Source organism: Amycolatopsis sp. M39, assembly GCF_001651785.1.
GTDB lineage: Bacteria > Actinomycetota > Actinomycetes > Mycobacteriales > Pseudonocardiaceae > Amycolatopsis > Amycolatopsis rubida.
Genome location: NZ_LWSF01000017.1, coordinates 102,162 through 123,245, shown reverse-complemented (window position 1 = coordinate 123,245; position 21,084 = coordinate 102,162). Strand labels below are relative to the sequence as shown.

The following is a 21,084-nucleotide window of genomic DNA, read 5'->3' as shown; positions in this document are numbered from 1 at the left end:
CAGCGCGACCGGCACCGGGTCGAACGGGCACGGCGGTTCGACCGGGACACGGGGCGCCGGCAGGTCGTGGTCCATCAGGTGCGCATTCCTTCCGTTGACTCCACCGGGTTTTCGGGTTTCTTGGCAGATCGGTTCAGTCGTAGCTTCCCTCCACTGTCCACACTGGATTTTCCGTTCCGGAGCAGAGGACGAGCACCGCCTCCGGCGCTTCGTTCTCCCCTGCCGCGAGCAGCAGTTGCAGCCGGGCTTGCTGCGCTCCGGCCGACCGGCGGCCCGAGGTGACCGGCCACGGGCCGGCCCATCCGGTGATCGGCCGCGGCGGCCCGCCCGCGACGCACAGTCCGTGCGGCGGCGCGGTCAGCCGTTTGCGCGAGGTGAGACCTACTGGCCGCCCCTGCTCGTCGATGACCTGGACTGGCAACGGTTGTTCCAGCACCGTCGCGGGGGACGGAGACGGCAACCGGGCAGGCCACGTGGCGTCCGGCGGTCCGGCGGGTTCCCGCGGATCGCCCCACGGAATGAGCCGGACCCGGCTCGCCGGATCGCGCCCGCCGTCGAGCAGCGGCGTGACCACGCCCTCCGGACCGAGCAGACCTTGCACCCGCACGAACGCGCGGCCGGCCCGCTCGGCAGCCACCTCCTCGTCCTCGCCTGGACCGGCGCCGGGATCGCTCCCCCGCCACAGCCCCAGCTGCAATGACCTCCCTTCGACAGTCTCTTCCGGTTCGAGCCGCAACCGCGCGACCCCGGCCGTGGGCCGTTCGCCGGGCGCGGCCTTGAGCCAGCCCTCGAACTGCCACCGGACCCGGTCCGCAACCCCTTGCGGCGTAAGTGGTTCCGCACAACGCCAGACGCGACCGAGCTGCTCGCCGTTCTCGGTGGTCGCGTATATACCCAATCGAGTGCATGCGAGCCCGCGATCGGCGAGCGCGGCGTGGAACCGCGCGCCGAGTTTTTTGGCCGTGAACGCGGCGACGTCCACCCGGGCAAGCACCGGATCGAACGATTCGGCAAGCGACAGTTCCGGCGGCGGACTGCGGCGCAGCGGCGGCCGGTCGGACAGCCCCCGGGCCAGCCGATGCGCGAGCACGCCGGTGCGCCCGAACCGAGCGGCCACGTCCCGCTCGCCGAGTTCGGCGAAGGCACCGAGCGTGCGCAACCCGAGCCGGACGAGCAGACCGGCCAGATCCGCTCGCTCGGCATCCGGCTGGTCCAGCTCAGTCACCGGCAACGGGGCGAGAAATTCGGCGCTCCGCCCGGGTTCGACCAGCGTCCCCTGCCGCGCGGCGAGGGTCGCCGCGAACAGTCCTTCCGCCACGCCGACCTGGCATTCGACCCCCGCTGCCGCGGCCACCTGGTCCACCAGTTTCTCCGCGAGCCGCGGTTCGCCGCCGAAATACCCGGCCGCACCCGCGACGGGAACCGCGAGCAGTCCGGGCCGCACCACTTCCAGCCCGACGACCAGCTCCTCCACCGCCGCCGCGACATTCTCGAAAAACCGCGCGTCCCGCGCCTCGTCTACCCCGAACACCGCCAGTTCGGGGCACTGGGATTCCGCTTCTCGCCGCCGCATGCCGCGCCGGATGTTCCGCGCCCGCGCGACCGCGGTGCACGCCACGACCCGGTTGGCATGGAACACCGCCGCCGGCCGGGTAAGCACGCTCCCCGCCGCGGCTACGGCAGCGACCGCGGGCCAGTCTGGGCACCACAGGACCAGCATCCGCACCGGATGACGGCGCGGATCTTTTTGTCCTTTGTGGACACTCTGGTTCACCCGACCGCCTCTTCCCGTGCCACGACGCGCTTCTCTCCCCGGGAAACCCGGCCGTCCTGGCCGGGCAGAAGCATCGATGCCGACCGAGGCCGGGCCGCCGCACCGCGTCCGCGGGCGTGCACCTCGACCGGACGGGAACGGAGGTGCCCGGCGCCGTGTTCGAGCACCCCGGTCCAGGCACCTGGGGTGCAGTGCAGCTCGACGTCGGCGGAAGGCCAGTGCCCCAGCGAAAGCAGCACCGCCCCGCGATGCCGAGCCCGCGCCGCGAGCCTCCGCGCGACGTCCGGCCGAACTGACCGAGGCTCGGTGACGACGAGGTCGACGCCGTCGAGCAAAGCGGCCAGCACCGCCTGGTATTCGGCCCCCGGCCACGGAACCAACGCGAGCCGCGAAACGGCGACGCCCTGTTCGGCCGCCGCGACGATTCCCAGCGACGGGGCCCCGACCACCGCGGCCCACGCCCCGGCGACGGTCGCCTCCGCGAGCAACGCGAACAGCAGCGAGGTGGAGTGGTGAACCGCGACGACGCTTCCGCGGCGCAACCCGGCCCCGGGGAGGAGATCGGCCAGGGCTGGGGCCACCGGAAGCATCCGCCCGGCAGCCTGACCCCAGTCGGCCCGGGTAGCCCGCTCGGCGGCGACGGTGCTGGCGGTGCTGACGCCGGGGAGTGCGGTCAGTTTGGCCAACGGGTCCGCCGGTGAGGGCGGGTCCGTTGGCCGGAGCCGGGTCGGGGGGCGGAGTTTCGAGGGTTCGGGAGTTGCTGGGCGCAGTGGAGTCGGCGGGGACTCGGGTTGAGCTTCCTGGCCGGGCTCGGTCTGCGGACCTGGAGGAGTTTCCGGGCGCGGCTGAGCAGGCGGGGTGCGTGGAGACCCAGGCCGAGCTGCCGGGCCAAGTCCAGTCAGCGAACCGGAAGGAGCTTCCGGGCGGAGACGAGCCGGCGGCTCGGAGGAAGTCTCCGGACCGGATTCCATTGCCGGATCAGCCAGAACCAGCGGACGAAGCCGAGTCGGCAGCTCGTCCGAAGGCACTGACTCAGGCGGGCAGTCCGAGCCGGGATCAGCTGGCGGCGCACTCGGGGTCGACGGCTCGGGCGAGGTTTCCGGACTCGATCCCGCTGGAGCAAGCGAGCGAAGACGAGTCGATGACTCCGATTCAGGCTGAGGCGGCGAATCGCGCTCAGCAGATGAGCGAGTGGCAGGCTGACTCGCCGGGATGAGCGGAGTCGGTGAACCAGGCTCGCTGGACACGCGCGAGCCAGCAGACGACGCGGCACCGGCGGGGCGAGGCTCGCGGCCGGATTCGGCCGACCGGGCCTGCGAACGAAGTCCGGTAGGCGACCGGGCTTCTGCCATCCCGCCGGAGTCGGCCGGCGGCCATGGCTCGAACGCTGCGCCCAGAGAGCTCAGCCGGGTGCGGGATCCGTTTTCCCCCAACGAGAACATCAACCTCGGGGAACCCGCGGACATGGCGGCAACTGGTGTCCGTTCCTTCGCCAGTGCTTCGATCGCCGACCACGGCACCAGTACTTCCCACGAGCGTGCCGGCCGCGCCTCCGGCACGCTCGCGGGCGCGGAAGCCTGGGTTTCCGCGGCGGAAAAGATTTCCCGAGACGACCGCGCCGGCAGGGCCGAAATTCCCGCAGTGCCAAGGAGATCGGTCGTGGCGGAGTCAGCAGGCAGAATCGGAGTGCGCAGTTTCCCGGACGCCACCGAAGCGTCGCTCGTCGCGGAAGCGGTCTCGACCAGAGCCACAGCGCAGCCCGCTGCGGACCCCGCCCCGGCCAAAGACCGAGCACCACCCGCCGCAGACCCCGCCCCAGCCGGAGACCGAGCACCACCCGCCGCAGACCCCGCCCCAGCCAAAGACCGAGCACCACCCGCTCCCGACGTCTTCCCGGTCGCGGCCGAAGAAGCGTTCGCCGCCAAGGCTTCCGAAACCACCCCGGCCCGAGCCGAAGCCTCGCCCGCTCCCCGAAAACCAGCCGAGACACCGTCCGCGGAAGTCCCCCCAGCCTCGCCAGCCGCCCCCGCGGCCGGGGAAACCCTTGCCCCTTCCGCGATCTCCGAAGCAAACCCCGAAGAAGCAGCCCCCAAAGCCGCTCCGGTCGTCACCGATTTCTCCTTCCGCCGGGATCGGCCGACCGTCCGTCCCGGGACAGGTCGTCACACCTGGCCCGGGACGGACGCCGGCACACCGCGGGGAAGGCGGTTCCGCATCCTCATCCGTGCGGAAACCGCACGGTCACCCAACAATCGCACCCAAAAACACACCACTGCGCCGAACAGAATCGAACACCCGTTCGACACCATCCAGTCTCGCCCGCCCCTCCCCTGCTGTCAAGCACGAGCCGGGGAAAGAACCCGGACGATCACCGGACACCAGGAAAACCGCTCTTTACACTGGGGACCCTGATGAAGACAGGACACATCGCCCTGCGGGGTTTCGCCGAAGCCGACCTTCCGGTGCTCGACCGGTTCTCCACGGACCCGGACGGCACCGGGACCTTCCAATGGACGAATTTCACCGGACCGCGGGCACGACGCCGGTTCGCCGAGGACGGGTTCCTCAGCCCGGCCTCAAGCGCGGTCGCGGTGACTGTCGGCTCGGTCGTCGCCGGGATGGCCACCTGGGAGGCAGCCGACCGGGGCGGGCCCGCCGGCGGGTGCTTCCGGATCGGCGTCGCGTTGCTGCCGGACTACCGCGGCCACGGCACCGACGCGAAGGCCTACCAACTGCTCGTCGACCAGGTCTTCCGGCACACCCGTGCGCACCGGCTCGAAGCCTTCGTCGACAGCGAGGACGTCGCCGGGCAGCACACGCTGGAGAAAACCGGCTTCCACCGCGAAGGCCTGCTGTGCCAGGTCACCTGGCGCGACGGCGGCTACCGCGACGAGGTCGTCTACGCGATCCTGCGCGAGGGATGAAAAAACCGGCCGGGCCCCGAAGGTCCCGGCCGGCCAGCAGAAAAGTCAGTGCGCGAAGTGGCGCGTTCCGGTGAGGTACAGCGTGATCCCGGCGGCCTCGGCGGCGGCGATCACCTCGGCGTCGCGGATGGACCCGCCGGGCTGCACGACGGCTCGCACGCCGGCCTCGATCAGCACCTCCAGCCCGTCCGGGAACGGGAAGAACGCGTCCGACGCGCCGACCGAGCCCTTCGCCCGGTCGCCCGCCCGCGCGACCGCCAGCCGCGACGAGTCGACGCGGTTGACCTGTCCCATGCCGACGCCGACGGTCGCCTGCTCGTGCGCCAGCAGGATCGCGTTGGACTTCACCGCGCGCAGCGCCCGCCACGCGAATTCCAGGTCCGCCAGGGTCTGCTCGTCGGCGGGCGAGCCGGTGGCCAGCTCCCAGTTCGCCGGGTCGTCGCCGGGGGCGTCGATCGCGTCGGCGGTCTGCACGAGCACGCCGCCGGAGATCGGCCGCAGCTCCGCCGGGGCCGCGTTCTCGATCGCGGGCAGCTTCAGCAGCCGCACGTTCTTCTTGCGCTGCAAGATCTCCAGCGCTTCCGGCTCGAAGTCGGGGGCGAGCACGACCTCGGTGAACACCTCGGCGATCTGCTCCGCCGCCGCGACGCTCACCGGCCGGTTCGTGGCGATCACGCCGCCGTACGCGGACACCGGGTCGCAGGCGTGCGCCTTGCGGTGCGCTTCGGCGACGTCCGCGCCGACAGCGATCCCGCACGGGTTGGCGTGCTTGATGATCGCGACAGCCGGCTCCGAGAAATCGAAGGCGGCCCGGCGCGCGGCGTCGGTGTCGACGTAGTTGTTGTACGACATCGCCTTGCCGTGAAGCTGCTCCGCGTGCGCGAGGCCCGGCTGCGCGCCGCGGTACAGCGCCGCCTTCTGGTGCGGGTTCTCGCCGTAGCGCAGTACGTCCGCACGGTCCCACGTCGCGCCGAGGAAGTCCGGGAAGCCGCTGTCGTCCGAAGGCGCGTACGCGTTGGCGAACCAGGACGCGACAGCCGTGTCGTACGCAGCCGTGTGCGCGTACGCCTGCGCAGCGAGCCGCTTGCGGTCCGAGAGTTCGAAGCCGCCCGCGGAGACCTGCTCAAGCACCCATTCATACCGCGCCGGGTCCACGACGACAGCGACGCTGCCGTGGTTCTTCGCGGCCGCGCGCACCATCGCGGGACCGCCGATGTCGATGTTCTCGACGCAGTCCTCAAAGCTCGCGCCGGACGCGACAGTCGCCTGGAACGGGTACAGGTTCACCACGAGCAGGTCGAACGCCGCGATGTCGAGCTGCTTGAGCTGTGCGACGTGGTCGTCGTTGCCCTGGTCGGCGAGGAGCCCGGCGTGCACGCGCGGGTGCAGCGTCTTGACCCGGCCGTCGAACGACTCGGGGAACCCGGTGACCTGCTCGACCGGCGTGACCGGGACCCCGGCGTTCGCGATGACCTTCGCCGTGCCGCCGGTCGACACGATCTCGACGCCGGCCGCGTGCAGGCCGGTCGCGAGCTCGAGCAGGCCGGCCTTGTCCGAGACGCCGATCAGCGCGCGCCGGACCGGGCGCCGTCCCTGTGCTGTGCTCACGAAAACCTCACCTTTCGTCCGTCCACGGTGCACCCACCACGGCCGAGTCGCTCGATCGTTTCAACCAGCAGCCTGCGTTCCACGGCTTTGATCCGCTCGTGCAGGACGTCTTCGGTGTCGTCGTTCTCCACCGGCACCGCCTCCTGGGCGATGACCGGGCCCGTGTCCACCCCGGCGTCGACGAAATGCACCGTCGATCCGGTGACCCGCACGCCCGCGGCCAGCGCGTCGGCGACCGCGTGCATCCCGGGGAACGACGGCAGCAGCGCGGGGTGGGTGTTGATCACGCGGCCCGCGAACCGCGACAGGAACTCCGGCCCCAGGATCTTCATGAAGCCCGCGGACACCACAAGGTCGGGCTGATAGGCCGCGACCGCCTCGGCGAGCGCGCGGTCCCACGCGGCCCGGTCCGGATGGTCGGCGACGCGCACGGTGAACGACGGCACGTCCGCCCGCTCCGCTCGCGCGAGCGCCTCGATTCCGGTGCGGTCGGCTCCGACCGCGACGACCGAGGCCGGGAACCCGGGCTGTTCGACCGCGTCGAGCACGGCCTGCAGCAGCGTGCCGGAACCGGACGCGAGCACGACGATCTTCACCGGAGTGGGCAGTTCCAAGCGGCTGGCCAGAACGGGCTCCTTGCACGGCGGTACGCCTCGGGCGCACGGCGCTTCACCAGGTCGCCCCAACCCTAACGGTCGTCCTCGGCGGGCTTCGCGTCGCCGGAGTCCTCGGTGGACTCGGTCACAGCCTCCGGCTCCTCGGCGGGGCTTTCGGGCTTGTCCCCGGTCTCGGCGGCTTCGGTTTCCGGCTCGTCCTCCGGCAGGTCCAGGCCCAGCTCCGCGTCGGCCTCGGCGTCGAAGTCCTCGTCGGCCTCGGCCGAGTCCTCCTCGGATTCCTCGCCCTCGTCCGCGACGTCCTCGTCGGACTCGGACTCCTCCGGCTCAGCATCCTCGGACTCGGCTTCGGACTCGGGCTCGGCCTGCACCTCAAGCGAGCCGACCGGCGGCACCGGAGCGTGCGCCCCCGCGAAGAAGGCCACGAACCCGGCCGGAATCACGATCCAGCAGAAGGCGACGATCGACGCCACCCCGACCGGCACGCTGACCGGGTCGAACGGACCGTCGCCGAGCCGTCCGCCGGCGAGCGTGCCCAGCAGCACGCAGCCGAACCCGACGACCGCGCCCGCGACGACCACGGCCCGCAGCCGCCCCGCCGGGTCCTCGTCCACCGCGCGGACCGACCAGCCGACCAGCATTCCGATCGCCAGCGGCAGCACCAGCAGCACCGGCCACCACGACGCGGCGTGCTCGGGAATGCCGCCGAGCAGCGGAACCCCGGGGACGGAACCGCCGCGGTAGCCGATGAGGTGCACGTCGAGGCTGCCGATGCTGAACCCGGGACCGCTCACGAACGACATCGCGGCGACCACAGCGTTCGGCAGGTACAGCACGGAAAGCAGGAACAGGCCGAAGCTGTTCCCGAACGACGGCTCGAACAGGCTGGCCACCGTGCGCGCGGACAGCGCCGTGGCGGCGGTCAGCGTCAGCGCACCAGCGGCCAGCAGCGCGAACAGTCCGAGCATGCCCGCGCGCAGACCGCGAAGAGCCAGCGGGTCGAGCCGGTCGGCGAGCACCTGCGGCATCCCGAACCGGCGAAGCACCCCGCCGGTGGCCGCGAGTCCGGAGATCGCGGCAGGCACCACCGCGGCGAGCCAGAAGTTAGCCCGTACCGGTTCGCCGATCGACAGCAGCGAAATCAGCACGCCGAACAGCAGATGCGCACCGGAAATCGTGGCGATCAACGGGACCGCGTGCCGCGGCCTGGCGCAGTGAAGCCGTCGCACGGCCTTGGCCGCCGCCCGCGCGACCAGCAGCACGACGCCGATCGTCGGCAGCAGCGGCAGCATCCCGAGCGGATGGCCGCCGATCCCGAGTTCGACCTGGTAGGCGGCCAGCCAGCCGGGTCCCGCCGACAGCAGCACGCCGCCCGCGGAAAAGATCGCGTGCTGGGCGGTCAGGGTGACAAGCGCGAGCAACGTGGCGACCACCGCGTAGCCGGTGACGAGCGGGCCGAGCGCCGCGGCGAGCAACACCCGGAACCGGGGAACATCCTGGTCAAGGGAGTCGCCCACCGGCTCGTCGCCCGCGGGGCGGCCGGGACTGGTGAGCACCTGCATGTCCTCGACCATGACATCCGCGCTCGGCCGTCCGGGTGAGGCACGCCGCCCGGCGGACGTGGCGAATCCAACGCCCACCCGGTCGTGGCACCAGGCCAAGAAAAACACCCGCTGTGACACGGAGAGTCACAGCGGGTGGGTAATGCGAAGGGGTTTCAGCCTTGCTGTCCGAAACCTCCGGGCGGCGTGCCCGGTTTGTTCTGGTCAGCGGGCGGCTGGAAGAACTGGCCCTGCTGCGGCGCGTACGTCGTGGCCTGCTGCCCCGGCGTCGGCGAGGACGGCGGCTGCTGTCCAGGCGCTTGCGGCGGCTGCTGACCCTGCTGTCCGGGAGCCGGCTGGTACTGCGTCGGCTGGTACTGGCCCTGCTGGCCGTAGGGCTGCTGATACGCCGGAGCGGACGGCTGCGGTGCCGGCGGCTTGAGCACGCCGTACTCGAACAGCAGCACGGCGACCGACGCGGCCGCCTGCAGCAGACCGAGGATCAGCACCACGATCACGATGGCCGACGTACGCCCGGAGATGACGGCGTCGAGTGCGCCCAGCCCGCCGACCACGCTGAACAGCGCGGCGAACGGCAGCGTCTTCGGCCCCTTGGGCAGCAGGTTCAGCGCCGACAGCAGACCGCCGACGAGCAGGAACAGAATGGGCTGCCCGGCCGTGCCCGCCTCGGAAGCGAAGCCGAGGAAGTACTGCACCACTCCGAGCCCGGCCACGCCGAGGGACAGCAGCAGCGGAAGGTTCGGCGGCGCTCCAGCACCCGCGGCAGGCGGGCCCTGCTGCGGCTGGGGCTGCTGCGGGAACCCGCCCGACGGGGGCGGTCCCTGGGACGGCTGGCCCTGCTGGGGGTAGCCGGGCCCGCCACTGGGGAAGGTCATCGGAAGCTCTCCTGTCTCATCGACCGGTGGTTCGGGATCCGGTGGCGCCCGGGGTGCACCGGCGGCGTCCCCCGCTCACGAGTGACTGCACGCTAGCGCATCCGCGATGGGCGTCCGCGACGTTGGACGCACTGAACGCCGGATCGGTTGCGGGCGGAAACGACGGAGGCCGGGCACCGCGTCGGTGCCCGGCCTCCGCCAGAGGAGTCGCTGCTGGTCAGCCGAGGCTGTTGTACAGCTCCCGGGCGAGAACCGCGGTCTCGCTCGGGGTCTTGCCGACCTTGACGCCGGCGGCCTCGAGGGCCTCCTTCTTCGCCGCGGCGGTGCCCGACGAACCGGAGACGATCGCGCCCGCGTGGCCCATCGTCTTGCCCTCGGGGGCGGTGAAGCCCGCGACGTAGCCGACGACCGGCTTGGTCACGTTCTCCTTGATGTAGGCCGCGGCGCGCTCCTCGGCGTCGCCGCCGATCTCGCCGATCATCACGATGACCTTGGTGTCGGCGTCCTTCTCGAACGCCTCAAGGGCGTCGATGTGGGTGGTGCCGATGACCGGGTCGCCGCCGATGCCGACGGCGGTGGAGAAGCCGATGTCGCGCAGCTCGTACATCATCTGGTAGGTCAGCGTGCCCGACTTCGACACGAGGCCGATGCCGCCGGCCTCGGTGATGTCGGACGGGATGATGCCCGCGTTCGACTTGCCGGGGCTGATCACGCCGGGGCAGTTCGGCCCGATGATCCGGGTCTTGTTGCCGGTCGCGACCGCGTGCGCCCAGAAGTAGGCCGAGTCGTGCACCGGGATGCCCTCGGTGATGACGACCGCCAGCGGGATCTCGGCGTCGATCGCCTCGATGACCGCGTCCTTGGCGAACTTCGGCGGCACGAAGATGACCGACACGTCGGCGCCGGTCTCCTTGATGGCCTCCTCGACCGTGCCGAACACGGTGAGGTCCTTGCCCTCGATGGTGACCGTCTGGCCGGCCTTGCGGGCGTTGACGCCGCCCACGATGTTGGTGCCGGACTTCAGCATCTTGGTCGCGTGCTTCATGCCCTCGGAGCCGGTGAGCCCCTGGACGATGACCTTGCTGTTCTCGTTGATCAGGATCGACATCTCACGCACCTGCCGCGGCGAGCTCGGCAGCCTTGTCGGCCGCGTTGTCCATTGTGTCCACCACGGTGACCAGCGGGTGGTTCGCGTCGGCCAGGATCTGGCGACCCTCGACGACGTTGTTGCCGTCCAGGCGGACGACCAGCGGCTTGGTGGCCTCGTCGCCCAGGATCTTCAGCGCCTCGACGATGCCGTTCGCGACCGCGTCGCAGGCGGTGATGCCGCCGAAGACGTTCACGAACACGCTCTTCACGTCGGTGTCGTTGAGGATGACGTCCAGCCCGGCCGCCATGACCTCGGCCGACGCGCCGCCGCCGATGTCGAGGAAGTTGGCCGGCTTCACGCCGCCGTGCTTCTCGCCCGCGTACGCCACGACGTCCAAAGTGGACATCACGAGGCCCGCGCCGTTGCCGATGATGCCGACCTCGCCCTCAAGCTTGACGTAGTTGAGGTTCTTGGCCTTGGCCTTCGCCTCAAGCGGGTTCTCGGCCTGCTTGTCGACGAGTTCCTCGTGCGCCGGGTGGCGGAAGGAGGCGTTCTCGTCGAGGGTGACCTTGCCGTCGAGGGCGATGATCTTGTCCTGCGGGTCGCGGACCAGCGGGTTGACCTCGACCAGGGTGGCGTCCTCGGAGACGAAGGTCTCCCACAGCTTCACCACGACGTCGGCGGCCTCGTCGATGATCTCGGCCGGGAAGTTGCCGGCCTTGAGGATCTCGAGCGCCGTCGCCTTGTCGACGCCCTTGATCGCGTCGACCGGGATCCTGGCGAGCGCGTCCGGGCGCTCGACCGCGAGCTGCTCGATCTCCATGCCGCCCTCGGACGACGCCATCGCGAGGAAAGTGCGGTTGGCGCGGTCGAGAAGGAAGGAGAAGTAGTACTCGGACGCGATGTCCGAGGCTTCCGCCACCAGCACGCGGTGCGTGATGTGGCCCTTGATGTCGAGGCCGAGAATGGCTTCCGCCTTCTCCTTCGCCTCGTCGGGCGTCTGGGCCAGCTTGACGCCGCCCGCCTTGCCCCGGCCGCCGACCTTCACCTGCGCCTTGACGACGACCTGGGTGCCGATCTGCTCCGCGGCGGCCTTGGCTTCTTCCGGGGTGCTTGCCACGGCGCCCGGCAGAACCGGTACTCCGTGGGCGGCGAAGAGATCCCTCGCCTGGTACTCGTAGAGGTCCACTACTCCAGTCTCCTGACGACACGCCACTGTGGTGGTCCGTTTTCCGGACCGCGCTGTCGGACCAGTCGAGGTTAGCGACCAGCGCAGACGCAGGGGACGCCGCACCTGGTGAAGTCGGTCACCGTACGCGGTCAGAGGGTGTGAGTCCGCCCACCGACAAGCATTTCGGCGGCTTTTTCCGGGCTTTCGGAGCCCAACTCGATCACCGTGGTGCCGGAGAGCGCTTCCGTGAGGCCTTCGGGCACCGGACCGCCGAGGAGGCCCAGAATGTCTGGATCCTCCTGTTCGGTGGTGCGCACGATCTTTTCCGCCGTGTCGAGGTGTCCTCCGTGGACGACTTCGAGACCGGCGTCGCGCAGCATTCGCGCCAACGGAATCGCCGCGGTTTCTTCAGCCAGCTCCACGAGGACGACGCGCCGCGGATTCACTTCCTCGCACCGGCAGCCGCGATGACCGCGGTGCTCGCTGCCGCCACGACCGCAGCGAGCCCGAGCCAGCACCCAGCGCCCGGCTTCGCGGGGTAGAACAGCGAACTGACCAGCGGGATCTCGGCGACGTGCAAGGCAAGGAGCACCGCCGTCGCGGTCAGCCCCGCCGCCGCGGCACCAGGCCGTGAACGAACGCTCAACCCGAGCGTCCCGAGAACGACGAGCAGCGCGGCGAGCAATCCCCACGACGGAGTGTCGAAATCGGACCAGAGACCGGGCGGCGCGTAATCCTGCGCGGTGAACACCGGCGTGCCGAACGTCGCGATCGCCAGCACCGCGGTGATTCCGGCCGGAATCACCGCGGTGGATCGCGGTCCTTCGGTACCAGTGTCGTCACGTTCCACGACGCCGGTGATCACCGCGGCCAATCCGGTAAGCCCGGCGAGACCGAGCGCGATCGCGGTGAAAACGGCTCCCGCGCCGAGGTGGTAACTGATCGCGCCGCCGAGCCCGCCGAGCCCAGTCGCTTCGGATGCGGTGATGGCCGTGCTGAGAACCGCTGTTCCCGCGAGAACAACGCCCGCCCACAACACCGCGAGAATTCCGCGCGCGATCGGCGCGGTGCGGCGGACGAGAAGGAAAGGTGTTGGCAGCACGACAAGAATGGCCGCGATCAGCAGTTGCAGCCGTGCCGGGCTGTCCGTGCTGTTGCCGAGCTGCGGAGCGTACGCGCCGATCGCCGCCGCGATTCCGGTCAGCACCGCGATCAGCCCGGTGAGCGCGCGCCAGATGGTGAGCCCGGGGACGCGGGCCTCGCCGGCCAGGTCGGTGCGCTCGGCCTGCGTCTGCTGCGGTGTCGCAAGTGGAGTGAGGACGAGGACCAGCACCATCGGCACGACGGCGAGGTACGCGCCCGTTGAGACTGCCAGCCCCGACACAGCGAGCCCCGCGACGAACGTCGGCACCGCGACGGCCAGCACCGCCGCGACAATCCCGCCGAGCGTCCCGCGAGCGACGCCGTCGGAGCCGGCGAAAACCCCGAGCACCGCGGCGACCGGCAGCGCACCGGCGAGAAGGAGGTAACCGGCGAGCGCTAGCCCCGGACCTTCAAATGCTGACCGCGCAAGGAGAAACGGGTCGTCCGAGAGCACGGGAGTCATCAATAGCCCGACCGCGGCGACGACGGCGAGCAGCGGAATGATCAGCCGCCAACGGCGTTTGTCGTCGCCGCCAGCGATCTCGTTGCGCTCCCGCACGACGCGCGCGGCCACTATCCCGGCGGCGAGCGTCAGCAGATGCCCGGCGATCAGCAGCCAGAACNTGCCGACGCCGCTGCGGTCGAGCAGCCGGTCCGGGAGATACAGCTCGGGGCGGATGGTTTTGGAACCGTTGACGAGGAACTGGAGATCGAGGACCAGCCGCCCCGGCGCGAGGGCGGCGAGACCGGTGACGAGACCGGCGGACAGCCCGTGCCGCCCGCTGCGAGCCGCCGCGACCGCGATCCCGGCCGGGACGACGGCGAGGATCACGAGAAGCGGCCAGGAGAGGTAGCCGGGCCCGGCGTCAGGCGAGACCGGGGCGATGGCGCCGGCGGCCAGGGCCAGGGAGCCGACGGCGAGGAGAGCGGTGGCGGCTCGGAGCCTTGGGGAAGGGGTTTGGTCGGTGAGGTCCAGGAGGGTCTCGCCTTGACGGCTCGCGTCTCGGNGTCTCGACCATCCGTGTCTCGACCATCCGTGTCTCGACGGTCCGCGTCTCGGCGATCCGCGTCCTGGCGGCTGGGGATGGTCCGGGGCGCGGACCTCGGCTCGGCCGGGATGGCGGCGGACTTCTGGCTGGTCAGGCCAGCCTCGTCGCGCTGTCGTCTGGCGGCGGGTTCCCGGTTGGCCGGGCTTTCCGCCGCGGGCTGGTCGCGGGCAGCCGGATCGGCTGAGCTTTCCGCGGAAGTCTCCCCGCTGCGGCGAGGCGACTCGGCGGGACTCGGCGGCCTCGGCTCGGTGCCGCTGGACGAGTCAGCCGAACGTTCAGCAGGATCCTTCCCGCGGCGACGAGACGAGTCGGCTGGATCCGATGTGGCGCGATCGGCGTCGCGGCGGGCTCGGGCGCGGGCGGCGGCCTTGCGCTCGGCGAGGCTGGGACGCCGGGGTCCGGCGGGACGGCCCGGGGTGTCCGGGGCGGAATCGCCGTCGGAAGGCTCTGGGGTCGGCGGAGTCATCGCTCGCGACGCTAGCAAGGACCTGCCCCCGCGCGGGGACAACAGGGCCGCCTCGACCAGGCCGGAACGCACTTCCAGGTGAATTCCCCGCCGGATGAACCTTCGGGCATTCCCGCGCGTCTGACGGGTGCGAAGAAAAATTCCGCCGATCCGCGTAAGAGGGGCGCGGGCCGGAGGTCTCGACGGCAGAGGGACCGGAGGGAGCTGTCGGGGAAAACTTCGGGGAAGTCGCGTAAGGGAGTGGCGTTCGGGGCGTCACTCCGGCGCGCGACGAAGCACGGGGACACATCGCGGGGGCGATGGACGAGGTCGGATGCCTGTTCGCGGCAGGTGCCCGACCTGGTCGCGGAGGGGAGCCGCGGCGGGTGCCGGAAGGTCGTGGGGACGGCCTGCCGGGACTGAGGTGGAGAGGGCCGAGGCCTGCCGGGGAGGGCAGGTGAACGGCCGCGTCGCGGAGGGGAGCCGCGATCTCCGTTTCTGGCAGGCCGGGGAGGGCCTGCCAGGAACGGAGACGGCCAGTGCCTGCCGGGGCGGGCAATCCGGCCGGGTCGTGGAGGGAGCCGCGACCGGCTGGGGCTGCGTCGTGGAGGGAGCCCGCGACAGGGCTCGGGCCGGGGCGTCGGAGGAGCCGCGACAGGCTCGGGCCCGGGGCGTGGAGGGAGCCGCGACAGGCTCGGGCCCGGCCGTCGGGGGAGCCGCGACAGGCTCGGGCCTGGGCCGTGGAAGGAGCCGCGGCAAGGCTCGGGCGGGGTCGTGAGGACGGTCCGGCCGGGGATCGGGCGGGTCGTGAGGACGGTCCGCCGGGGATCGGGGACAGGGACGGCCGGGACCTGCCGGGGAGGGCAGGCAACCGGCCGCACCGCCGCGAACAGCGGCGACGGGGAGCCCGGCGGAGAACCGCACGCTCCGCGGGCGAGAGGACTGCCGACTGCTAGGGCCCTCCGGGAAAAGCCAGGTCACCAGGCGCTCCGCCACGAGCAACGGTGACGGGACCGGCCGACCGGGGGAACCGGGCCGCCGGACATGGCGAGGTCTTGCCTCAGGACTGCGGTCCAAGCAGGTCCGGGCGAGATTCGTTGCCGGAGGATGGGGCGAGAAGCGAAACCTCCGAAAAGAGGCCGCCGTGGCACATCGCGAGTGAGCGGCGTCACAAGATTCGACGTGAAACTGCTTCAACGCACCGGGACGGCCGGTTATTTCGTCCACGAGGCCGCCGAGAGGGCGCTCGGGAGCGTTGGGCCATCCGAAGGTATGTGACTCAAGCCACAATCAGCGAAGTAGTTCCCGATTAACTTTGGGTAGTTTCCACAGCTAGACGCACGATGAGCGCCACTCGTTCGGCCGAAAGCCCGGTCGCGCCTTGCTCATTGAGGTGCCGCTTCGTTACTGTCCCCCGGTCCCCATTACAGTCAGGTCACGAAGCAGGACGCTGAGCGAATCACCCCCGAGGTTCGTTCACGGGATCCCCCGCCCGAGTTCGCTTCCGCCCCGGCTCCCCGACGATGGAAGGCCCTGTCTTGGCTTCACACCGCTCCCCCGGCGGCCAAGCCCCTTCCCCGGCGCTGAAAGACGCACTGGACGGTGCAGTCATCCGCGTCCGGGGGCAGCACCGCATCTCCCCGCCCTCCTCCGCCCTTCGCGGGCGGGTCGTAGTCGCCGCCGTCGCGGCAGGCGCGTTCGCCGCGGCCGCCGCGGGGCAGACCCTCAAGTCGACCAGCGGCGGTGATTCCGACGCCGCGGTCACCCCGCTCGCCAACGCACAGAACGCGAGCGCCTCGTTCACCCTCGGCAGCGCGGGCTCGGGGGGAGCTCCCGAGCTGCTGCCGGCCGGCCACGCCGTCGACGCCTCCGCCGAAGCCGCGAAGATGGCCGACAGCGCCAAGGTCACCAAGGCCCGCGTGCAAGCGGAAACCGAAGCCGCGCGCCAGGCCGCCGAAGAGGCCGCCCGGCCGAAGACCTGCATGCCCGCTCACGGCACGTTCACCTCCGGTTTCGGTGCCCGTTGGGGCACGAGCCACCTCGGCATCGACATCGCCAACTCCATCGGCACCCCGATCTACGCCGCCTCCGACGGCACCGTCATCCAGGCAGGCCCCGCCAGCGGTTTCGGTCTCTGGGTCCGCATCCAGCTCGACGACGGCACCATCCAGGTCTACGGCCACATGAACAGCTTCTCCGTCCACGAAGGCCAGAAGGTCAAGTGCGGCGAGCAGATCGCCGAGATCGGCAGCCGTGGCGAGAGCACCGGCCCGCACCTGCACTTCGAGGTGTGGCAGAACGGCACCAAGAAGATCGACCCGCGTCCGTGGCTCGCTGCCCGCGGCGTGAACGTCTGAGCCGACCCGCATTTCTTGCCAGCCGGGGCGACCGGTACCAGTGGCATCTTGCCGCCACATGACATCGTGGGCTGAGCGCGAGTCGACCTAGGCTTGCCACAGCGCTGGAAAGCCTTCACGAGCAAAGGGATTCTGGCAGCCCCTCCCGCCCTGCGGGTCGGCGCGGCCACCCCAGATAACGCCAAGCTCGACGGTGAAACCGCAGGAGAGCGAGCAGCGTCTGGGCGACGAGAGGCCACCGGCAGGCGCGGCGAAGCGCCGTCCGTCAGCCAATGCCTACCCGAAGTGCGCCGCGGAATTCGCTCCGAACACAGTCCCGGCGATCTCCGCCCGGCCCGAACGAGGCATCGGACGACGACCTCACGGATCGCTGCCAGGCAGGCGGCGGACGAAGTAGGCGACTGCTACCTGCCACACCGTGCACAGGTCCGCGCGTCTTCGCCACGGCATCNGACTCCCTCGTCGACGCGCGACGCTCCTCCACAGACGACACACCTGCCGTCCGGCCCCAATGCGTGCTGCCTCAGCAGCGCGCGCCACGCCGCGGCCAGCCGTGCCACATCCCCTGGCACGTCCCGAGCTGGCCGGGTCGCCGTCCCCACAGCAACCGTCCCCGCGACTCTCCTCAAGTACTCCTGTACCCCAGCGGCGAACACCCCAAACAGCACCGCGTCCATCCCCTGCGTCCCTTCCCTCAGCCTACCGCAATTCATCGAACTTGTGTTCGATGATTTTCAGTATGCCGGAGGGGACCGACAAGATCAGCGGGTTCACGGGGAAGTTCACTCAGTCCGGCGAAAGTTGTCCGGCATGGGCGCAGGAGAAGGCACCAGGCGAGAGCAGCCCAGCAGCCCGCGGCAGGGCTGGATGAGAACACGGCTTGCCCGGCCGGATACGCCTACAGCTTTGCCCTGCCATCGCCGGGGACTGCGGATCAAACTCAAAGCCGCGCCAGCAGCAGCCGCCGCAGGCGCAGCCGAAACCGCAGCAGACGTCAGAGTTTGACCATCGGCACGCTGCCGATCAGCATCAGCCGGACCTTCCCCGAAGCTCCGAAGTCGATCGTCGCCGTCGCGCGCGGGCCGATGCCGTCGCAGGAAATGACGGTGCCCAGGCCGTACTTGTCGTGGCTCACCCGGTCTCCGACGTCCAGCTTCAGGGCCACCGTGTCCTTCCACGCCTTGCCGAACGGCGAACTCGAAGACGTTGCCGACGACGAGGACCGGCGGCCCCACGTGGTCGCGGCTCGCGGGCCCGACGAGGAACCGGACGAGGAGCCGAAGTTGCCGAAGCCCGGCGAGGACGGTTCCAGGCGGCGCCAGTCGACGAGATCCGGCGGCAGTTCGTCCAGGAAGCGGGAAGCGGGGTTCATCTGCGGCTGTCCCCACGCCGACCGGGTGAGCGCCCGTGACACGTAAAGTCGTTGCCGCGCACGGGTAATCGCCACGTAGGCCAAGCGGCGTTCTTCGGCCAGTTCAGCCGGATCGCCCAGGGCGCGCATATGCGGGAAGACGCCGTCTTCCCAGCCGGTGCAGAAGACGACCGGGTATTCCAGGCCCTTGGCGGTGTGCACGGTCATCAGGGTGACCACGCCCGCGCCTCCGTCGCCTTCTTCGCCGCCGTCGGAGGAGGGGATCGAGTCGGCGTCCGCGACCAGGGAAACCCGTTCCAGGAAAGCGGGCAGCGAGCCGGGGGCGGGGACGCCGTCGTCCAGGACCAGTTCCGCGTTCTCGTCGTTGGTGACCTCGGCGGTGAACTCGGCGAATTCGCGCGCCACCGTCACCAGTTCGGTGAGGTTTTCGACGCGCGACGCGTCCTGTGGGTCGTCCGATTCCTCAAGTTCCGCGCGGTAGCCGGTGCGCTCCAGGACCGCTTCGAGCAGGTCGTGGACCTCGGTGCCGGACGACGCCATCTCCTGCAGTTCGTCCAGCAGCGTCACGAAGCCGGTGATCGCCTTGGCCGAGCGCGGGTTCAGCAGCGCCACCTTGCCGTCGACCGCGTCGCGCAGTGCGGCCCAGAAAGAGATCCGTTCCCGTTCCGCGTGCGTGGCCACGACCGCCTCGGCCCGGTCGCCGATACCGCGCTTGGGGACGTTGAGAATCCGCCGCAGGCTGACCGTGTCGTCGGGGTTCGCGAGCACGCGCAGGTACGCGATCATGTCCCGCACTTCGCGCCGCTCGTAGAACCGCACGCCGCCGACGACCTTGTACGGCAGGCCGAGCCGGATGAAGATTTCCTCGAACACTCGCGACTGGTTGTTGGTGCGATAGAACACCGCGACGTCCGAGTAGTCCGCCTCGCCCTTCTCCGCCAGCGAGTCGATCTCCCCGGCGACGAACGCGGCCTCGTCGTGGTCGTTGTCCGAGACGTAGCCGACGATCTTCTCGCCGTCGCCCGAATCGGTCCACAGCCGCTTGGCTCGCCGGTTGGGGTTGCGGGCGATCACCGCGTTGGCCGCGGACAGGATCGTTTGCGTGGAGCGGTAGTTCTGCTCCAGCAGAATAGTGTGCGCGTTCGGGAAGTCGCGTTCGAATTCCTCGATGTTGCGGATGGTCGCACCGCGGAAGGCGTAGATGGACTGGTCCGCGTCGCCGACCACGCACAGTTCGGCCGGCTCGATCCCGGTGTCCGTCGCTTCGGTGCCGGCCAGCACGCGCACTAGGGTGTACTGCGCGTGGTTGGTGTCCTGGTACTCGTCGACCAGGACGTGCCGGAAGCGCCGCCGGTAGTACTCCGCGACGTCCGGGAACGCTTGCAGCAACGACACTGTCCGCATGATCAGGTCGTCGAAGTCGAACGCGTTCGCGCTCGCCAGCCTGCGCTGGTACTCGGCGTAGACCTCGGCGACCCGGCGTTCCAGGTCGTTGGCCGCCCTCGACACCGCCTCGTCCGGATCGACCAGTTCGTTCTTCAGGTTCGAGATGTGCACCGCGAGCGTGCGCGCGGCGTACTTCTTCGGGTCGATGTCGAGATCGCGCGCCACGAGCGTGATGAGCCGCTTCGAGTCGTCCGAGTCGTAGATGGAGAAACTCGACGACATGCCGAGCGTTTTCGCCTCACGGCGGAGGATTCGCACGCACATCGAGTGGAACGTGGACACCCACATCGCGTTCGCGCGTTTGCCGACGAGCGCCGCGACGCGTTCGCGCATCTCGGCGGCGGCCTTGTTGGTGAACGTGATCGCCATGATCTCGCCCGGATGCACGCCGCGCTGCCCGAGCAGGTAGGCGATCCGGCGCGTGAGCACGCGCGTCTTGCCCGATCCGGCTCCCGCGACGACCAGCAGCGGACCTCCGGCGTGCGTCACCGCCTCGCGCTGGGCGGGGTTGAGGTCCTCGAGCAGGTCTGCGGTTCCCGGCCGGGCAGCGCGGGCGGGCGGGTCTGCGGGGAGATCGAAGAGGGTGTCCATCGTCTGTCAACGCTACCCCGGGGGTACGACAGTCCCGGAACAGCCACGGGGTCGGCCTGCGCTTCCGGACGTACGCCGCAGTGTCGCCTCGCGTCCGACGCGCGAAGCCGCCGCGGCGCGGAGCATCGAATGGCATGGACGACAAGATTCCCGCCCGGCTGAGGGCTTCCGACGGCGACCGCGAACGCGTCGCCGAGACCATCCAGGCCGCCGGTTCCGAAGGACGGCTCACGCTCGAAGAGGTGGAAGAGCGGCTGCGCGCGGTCTACGCCGTCCGCTACACCGACGAACTCGGCGAACTCACCTCCGACCTTCCCCGCCCGGAGCCGGTACGGCCGCGCGGCGGCGGCTGGCCGCTGACCCGGGCCGCCTTGCGCGAACATCCCGCGCTGCGTATTCACCTCGGCATCGTCGCGGTGCTCGCGACCTTCCTGATCGTCCGCTGGGCGATCGGCGGCGCGCTGTTCTTCTGGCCGGCGATGCCGTTGTTCTGGCTGTTCATCAGCCTGGTGCTGCACGCGCGGGTGCGGGCGTTCCGCCGTCGGCCGGGCGCGCCTGTGCCATACTGAATCCGTGCGGCACAGCAGCGAGCGATTTTTTTACGGGACCCGGACTCCGGCTCCCGTGATCGCGTAGTGCCCCACCCGCCATCACCCGCAGCCCCGGAGTCCACTGGACCCGGGGCTTTCGCCGTCCCTGGGCCACAGGGAGTCCGGACTTCAGAGAGGTCCCGATGAACGCGCAGACACAGAACGCCGACGGACAGCCCGCCGAGCACACCCCGGCGGGCGAGGACATCTCGTCGCTTCGCGAGGAGATCGACTGGCTCGATTCCGAAATCCTCCGGCTCGTGAAGCGCCGGGTCGAGGTGTCGAAGACCATCGGCGCGGCCCGGATGGCCGCGGGCGGCACGAAAATCGTCTACAACCGCGAGATGGACGTGCTGGCGCGCTACCGCGAACTGGGCCCGGAGGGCAGGCAGCTGGCGATGCTGCTGCTGAACCTCGGCCGCGGCAGGCTGGGCCGCTGACGCGGTATCCGGGGCATCCCCGATTCGCGCGAC

General features: G+C 70.4%; 15 protein-coding genes. 4 read left to right on the top strand and 11 right to left on the bottom strand.

Annotated elements, in window-relative coordinates:
* Positions 1-133 precede the first annotated feature (133 nt).
* Positions 134-1,720, bottom strand: coding sequence for a DNA polymerase Y family protein (locus tag A4R44_RS29855; protein WP_067588123.1), 1,587 nt, complete (start codon positions 1,718-1,720; stop codon positions 134-136).
* Between the two features lie 50 nt (positions 1,721-1,770).
* Positions 1,771-2,364 (bottom strand): hypothetical protein, encoded by a 594-nt coding sequence (locus A4R44_RS29850; protein ID WP_067588179.1) that lies wholly within the window; start codon positions 2,362-2,364, stop codon positions 1,771-1,773.
* A 1,821-nt stretch (positions 2,365-4,185) separates the two neighbouring features.
* On the opposite strand from A4R44_RS29850, the gene A4R44_RS29840 reads away from it, so the two are divergent.
* Positions 4,186-4,698 (top strand): GNAT family N-acetyltransferase, encoded by a 513-nt coding sequence (locus A4R44_RS29840; protein ID WP_067588119.1) that lies wholly within the window; start codon positions 4,186-4,188, stop codon positions 4,696-4,698.
* 45 nt (positions 4,699-4,743) lie between these two features.
* On the opposite strand, the gene purH is transcribed toward A4R44_RS29840, so the two are convergent.
* The 8 genes from purH to A4R44_RS29800 form a co-directional block, all read right to left on the bottom strand.
* On the bottom strand, positions 4,744-6,306 hold the full coding sequence (gene purH, locus A4R44_RS29835) for a bifunctional phosphoribosylaminoimidazolecarboxamide formyltransferase/IMP cyclohydrolase (protein WP_067588117.1): 1,563 nt from the start codon (positions 6,304-6,306) through the stop codon (positions 4,744-4,746).
* A complete protein-coding gene (gene purN, locus A4R44_RS29830) occupies positions 6,303-6,920 on the bottom strand; it encodes a phosphoribosylglycinamide formyltransferase (protein ID WP_067588115.1) in 618 nt (205 codons plus the stop codon). Before purN ends, purH begins: the two co-directional genes overlap by 4 nt.
* A 74-nt stretch (positions 6,921-6,994) precedes the next feature.
* Positions 6,995-8,494 (bottom strand): DUF6350 family protein, encoded by a 1,500-nt coding sequence (locus A4R44_RS29825; protein WP_067588113.1) that lies wholly within the window; start codon positions 8,492-8,494, stop codon positions 6,995-6,997.
* A 143-nt stretch (positions 8,495-8,637) separates the two neighbouring features.
* The gene (locus A4R44_RS29820) at positions 8,638-9,357 is read right to left on the bottom strand and encodes a DUF5336 domain-containing protein (RefSeq protein ID WP_067588111.1); all 720 of its coding nucleotides are present in this window, start codon (positions 9,355-9,357) and stop codon (positions 8,638-8,640) included.
* Positions 9,358-9,574: 217 nt separating this feature from the next.
* Entirely contained in the window at positions 9,575-10,465 is an 891-nt protein-coding gene (sucD, locus tag A4R44_RS29815) for a succinate--CoA ligase subunit alpha (RefSeq protein WP_067588109.1), read from the bottom strand.
* A 1-nt stretch (position 10,466) separates the two neighbouring features.
* Positions 10,467-11,636, bottom strand: a complete 1,170-nt coding sequence (sucC, locus tag A4R44_RS29810; protein WP_067588107.1) for an ADP-forming succinate--CoA ligase subunit beta — start codon at positions 11,634-11,636, stop codon at positions 10,467-10,469.
* A gap of 131 nt (positions 11,637-11,767) precedes the next feature.
* Positions 11,768-11,998: a hypothetical protein gene (locus A4R44_RS29805; protein WP_232791838.1), complete on the bottom strand. Its 231-nt coding sequence runs from the start codon at positions 11,996-11,998 to the stop codon at positions 11,768-11,770.
* Between the two features lie 62 nt (positions 11,999-12,060).
* On the bottom strand, positions 12,061-13,593 hold the full coding sequence (locus A4R44_RS29800) for a hypothetical protein (RefSeq protein ID WP_232791837.1): 1,533 nt from the start codon (positions 13,591-13,593) through the stop codon (positions 12,061-12,063).
* Between the two features lie 2,200 nt (positions 13,594-15,793).
* Between A4R44_RS29800 and A4R44_RS29795 the strand changes: the two genes are divergently transcribed.
* A complete protein-coding gene (locus A4R44_RS29795; protein ID WP_202506885.1) occupies positions 15,794-16,612 on the top strand; it encodes a M23 family metallopeptidase in 819 nt (272 codons plus the stop codon).
* A 994-nt stretch (positions 16,613-17,606) separates the two neighbouring features.
* Here the strand turns inward: A4R44_RS29795 and pcrA are convergent.
* On the bottom strand, positions 17,607-20,021 hold the full coding sequence (gene pcrA / locus A4R44_RS29790) for a DNA helicase PcrA (protein WP_067588101.1): 2,415 nt from the start codon (positions 20,019-20,021) through the stop codon (positions 17,607-17,609).
* A 134-nt stretch (positions 20,022-20,155) separates the two neighbouring features.
* Here pcrA and A4R44_RS29785 point away from each other — a divergent pair, with 134 nt between their 5' ends.
* Both A4R44_RS29785 and A4R44_RS29780 read left to right on the top strand, forming a co-directional pair.
* Positions 20,156-20,590 carry a DUF1707 domain-containing protein gene (locus tag A4R44_RS29785; protein WP_067588099.1) on the top strand — a complete coding sequence of 145 codons (435 nt, stop codon included), beginning with the start codon at positions 20,156-20,158 and terminating at the stop codon, positions 20,588-20,590.
* Positions 20,591-20,754: 164 nt separating this feature from the next.
* Complete coding sequence (locus tag A4R44_RS29780; protein ID WP_009072470.1) at positions 20,755-21,051, top strand: chorismate mutase; 297 nt, start codon at positions 20,755-20,757, stop codon at positions 21,049-21,051.
* Positions 21,052-21,084: the final 33 nt, after the last annotated feature.

Bases quoted from the DNA above. Each gene is read 5' to 3' on its own strand.
- A4R44_RS29850 (WP_067588179.1), bottom strand. From the start codon at position 2,364: ATGCTTCCGGTGGCCCCAGCCCTGGCCGATCTCCTCCCCGGGGCCGGG.
- A4R44_RS29780 (WP_009072470.1), top strand. From the start codon at position 20,755: ATGAACGCGCAGACACAGAACGCCGACGGACAGCCCGCCGAGCACACC.
- A4R44_RS29855 (WP_067588123.1), bottom strand. From the start codon at position 1,720: ATGCTGGTCCTGTGGTGCCCAGACTGGCCCGCGGTCGCTGCCGTAGCC.
- A4R44_RS29805 (WP_232791838.1), bottom strand. From the start codon at position 11,998: ATGCTGCGCGACGCCGGTCTCGAAGTCGTCCACGGAGGACACCTCGAC.
- A4R44_RS29785 (WP_067588099.1), top strand. From the start codon at position 20,156: ATGGACGACAAGATTCCCGCCCGGCTGAGGGCTTCCGACGGCGACCGC.
- A4R44_RS29825 (WP_067588113.1), bottom strand. From the start codon at position 8,494: ATGGTCGAGGACATGCAGGTGCTCACCAGTCCCGGCCGCCCCGCGGGC.
- A4R44_RS29820 (WP_067588111.1), bottom strand. From the start codon at position 9,357: ATGACCTTCCCCAGTGGCGGGCCCGGCTACCCCCAGCAGGGCCAGCCG.
- A4R44_RS29840 (WP_067588119.1), top strand. From the start codon at position 4,186: ATGAAGACAGGACACATCGCCCTGCGGGGTTTCGCCGAAGCCGACCTT.
- pcrA (WP_067588101.1), bottom strand. From the start codon at position 20,021: ATGGACACCCTCTTCGATCTCCCCGCAGACCCGCCCGCCCGCGCTGCC.
- sucD (WP_067588109.1), bottom strand. From the start codon at position 10,465: ATGTCGATCCTGATCAACGAGAACAGCAAGGTCATCGTCCAGGGGCTC.